This window comes from Microcystis sp. LE19-84.1B, assembly GCF_027531875.1.
In the GTDB taxonomy this organism is placed as follows: Bacteria; Cyanobacteriota; Cyanobacteriia; order Cyanobacteriales; family Microcystaceae; genus Microcystis; species Microcystis panniformis.
Window position 1 is genome coordinate 1 of sequence record NZ_JAPZSR010000458.1, and the last position, 3526, is coordinate 3526.

The following is a 3526-nucleotide window of genomic DNA, read 5'->3' on the forward strand; positions in this document are numbered from 1 at the left end:
CGATGATAAATCGGCATCAGATGGAAGCCAAGATGGCAACCAAAAGAAGTCAAGTTGTATCCCTAACAAGGGAACAGTCAAACTAGGAGCCGTGTGAGGTGAAAGTCTCATGCACGGTTCTGAATGGGAGGGGAGGTCGGCGACGACCTTCTCGACCCCTAATAGTATTATAGCAGTTTTCATCAGAATGAGGTATGGGCAAGGGGCTTAAGCCCTTTGTTGGCAAAACTTGTCGATACCTCAGTAACGTGAAAAGTGCTATATTTTGATTTTTCACCCTACTTGATAGGCGACAAGTACCAATACTTATCGCCTAAGTGGGATGCTCCCACATAACTCAATTCAAAACCCCTAGCAAATCCTTGATTTGCCCTTACTGGAGGTGGCTTAAATTAGTAAAACACGAGTTTTAATGATACTATCGTTTTCTACCGACCAAAAAACCGCCGATACCTAAAGCAATAATTCCTAAAACAGTTGAAGGTTCAGGAATCAGGACATATTGAACGGGGCCTGAACCGCTATCATTAGTTTCAATATAGGAAAAAGTAGCCTCAGTACTACCAAAAGCGGGAATTAGAGAAAATTCTGGAGTAAAACTAGACGTTGAAAAATTCAACCCTAGAAGGATACCATCTAAAAATTCCACCTTAGGACTATCAGGAAAAGAATCATCATCAACAGCAGTAAAAGTTGAGCCAAAAAAGTTCAAATTTACTTGAGACGCATCTAGACTTTCAAAGCCTGAACCGGTTGAGGGCGAATTATCATAGCTAAAAGTACCCGAAAAAGTTTGCCCTGTCAATGAACCATTTTGGATAGTTCCAGCTAGATTGTAACTTACGATAGCTGCTTGAGCGGGATTGACTTGCTGAACTGCAAGACTTAGAACTACCCCAGAAGTAATCACTGCGTTGCGTTGCCAGGAATTCATCATTTTGTCCTCATCCAATAAGATGTGCTGAAAATATTAGGGTTGAAAGGTGCGCGTTTGATCAGTCGCGCCCTTCAATTTAGTTAGTTAGAGAGCCTAACCAAAGGTGAAATTAGCTTGAGTCAAGGTAGAAGCATTAATTCCATTGAGAATCGCCACATCTCGTCCAAAAGCTTCAATAATGGTATTTGCACCCGCTTGACGATAATCCCAATTCGTGCCGCGAGAACCAAAACTTAAGCTAGTAGAGAAGAAACCAATCAGATCCCCTTGATTTGCTCTGTAATCAGCGATAATGTTGGTATTTGCCGGTAAGAGCGCATCATTTTCTGTAATCCAGAATAGATCCTGGCCGCTACCCCCAGTGACGATATTATTACCACCAGCAGACCCCAAGAAAAGTAGATCATTCCCGACACCCGTATCGATACGGTTATTGGTTCCTGCGTAAACAATGTCATTGCCCGAAGCGGTACGGATGTTATTACCACCGACAGCAAAGCGAACGTTTACAGTGTCATTCCCACTTCCCGTATTGAGAATTTGATTATTGCCGATAAATTGTTTGCCATCACGCGCAGCTGCGTCAAAAATATCATCACCTGTGGTTCCATTAATGGTTGTCGGCAAAGGTGTAATACCATTGAGAACCGTATCTTGACGGAAACCGAGGCTTTGAATCCGTTGATCTTCTGATTGGGGAGTGTCGGCCTGGTTAAAGGGCTGTTGTCCCTTCTCGTTGTTGTAAAAAGCCGAAAGATACTCGGCAAAGGCATCCTGTATCCGTCCGGGTCGGAGATTGGCGTTCCCCAGAGAATCGGGTTCGTCAAAATCGGTTAAGCGTTGGATATTCTGGATCACCGTGGGATAACTATCACCGCCATTTGCCAGGAAACCTTGCGTGACAACACTAAAAACGGTGTTGGAAGCGACTACTAATTCCCCATTTTTCACAATGGTTTGGACACTATTGCCCGTTGCATCTGCTAAGGCAAGACTGCGAATCCGTTGACTGGTTGGAGCGTTGGGGTCATAACTAAAGTTAAAGCCACCAATTTGACCAAAACGACCGTTCCCCGTTTCCACTGAAGAAATCATGTGTTCGGCCAGTTGGAGAAATCCGGTGGCGTTCACTGTACCGACAACGATATCGCCGTCAAAGCGTAAGGAATTAGAAATATCGAGTTGTGAGATATCCCCTTCCTCTTTGCCCACATCGGGATTCGCTTGCGGGGGCAGGGGAATGATTCCCGAGTCTCCGATCGCGAACCGTCCGATCTGATCGCGGATCGAGCCGCCATTGGTGAAGGAAATATCGATCCGGTTAAAGCCAGGTAGTAGGTTATGCTCATTCAAATAGGCTTCGGCGTAGAAGTCTTGAGCGTCTGCGGTCAAGTTACCCAAGTTGGTTTCTTGGGTACGCACATCGCCCCGAACCCCGTTGAGAAAAACATCGGTTTGACCGAAAATAGTACCGTCTAGGATGTCAACGAAGCCTCGCACCCCATCGACAATTTCGACTATATCCGGATCGGCTTTGGCTCTTACTTGATCAAAGGTAGTAATCGATTCATCGTAGAGGCGATCGACTCCCGCAATATCAGTGGCATAAGGACCGCTATCATCTCCAATCGTGGTGATTACACCTCGATCATCAAAAGTGACGACCAATTGATTCAAGTAGCGATAATTTGCGGCTGAATTGACGTAAATAACCCGGTTATCTCCACCCCCGTACACTTGGGGAAAGGGTTGCAATAACTGTCCGTTATTTTGTTGGGTTTCATCTTCCCGTAGGGGGGGAACTCCGGTACTGGAAGACATCTGTTGGTGAGAACCACCCCCAAAAAGTAGATCAACCCCTAACCCGAGGGCTGCCATTTCCTCGGCCAAAGCGATTTCGATGCGGGATTCTTGCAGGTGAGTCATCAAAATAATCTTATTGATACCCGCATTGCTTAAAGCTTGGACTTCGGGGGTGATGTTGCGGATGATGGAGTCCACTTGCACATCCACGGAAGTCGTTCCGGTAATCACGTTGCCGTTGCTATCTCGGGTCGTTACCTCGATCGCTCCCGTATCGGCGATCGATTTGAGATAGGGGGTAACAATGCCGATAATTCCCACTTTTTCGCCGTTAAAGTCCTTAACCACGCTTCCAGTTAGGGTATTGGGTAAAGGCGCTCCCCCGTTAGCGACCACGGCTAAACCGTTGGGAAGGGTAGCCCGACTGTAATCGAGGTTATTGGCTAAATAGGGGAATGCCGCTCCAGGATAGCCTCCAGGTCCGATACCGACACCGCCATTCTGCCCATTGACCCAATTAGGATTCGGGGCAACTAGGTTGAGGAAAGAACCAGCACCACCGCTAAATTCATGGTTGCCCACCGAGGCCACATCCCAGCCTAATTCATTGTTAATCAGGATGTCGGCGATGCCCCCTTGATCGGCCAGCAATTCTCATTTTGAAATAAATAGAGCATTAACCCCGATTTTGGCAGGGAAAATATAGTACGAAGCAACTATTTTCTAGGAGAGGCGAACAATAAAAAAACAATTGGCTGGACAAATTAAGTATAAATACTCAAGCAA

At 46.1% G+C, this 3526-nt stretch carries 2 protein-coding genes; both read right to left on the reverse strand.

The annotated features are described in order from the left end of the window. Nucleotides 1-418 precede the first annotated feature (418 nt). Nucleotides 419-934, reverse strand: a complete 516-nt coding sequence (locus O9324_RS25545) for a PEP-CTERM sorting domain-containing protein (RefSeq protein ID WP_288141665.1) — start codon at nucleotides 932-934, stop codon at nucleotides 419-421. A 96-nt stretch (nucleotides 935-1030) separates the two neighbouring features. Then, a complete protein-coding gene (locus O9324_RS25550) occupies nucleotides 1031-3391 on the reverse strand; it encodes a 5'-nucleotidase C-terminal domain-containing protein (RefSeq protein ID WP_288141666.1) in 2361 nt (786 codons plus the stop codon). Between the last annotated feature and the right edge of the window lie 135 nt (nucleotides 3392-3526).

Coding starts and splice junctions, on each gene's coding strand:
- O9324_RS25545 (WP_288141665.1), bottom strand. CDS start 934: ATGAATTCCTGGCAACGCAACGCAGTGATTACTTCTGGGGTAGTTCTA.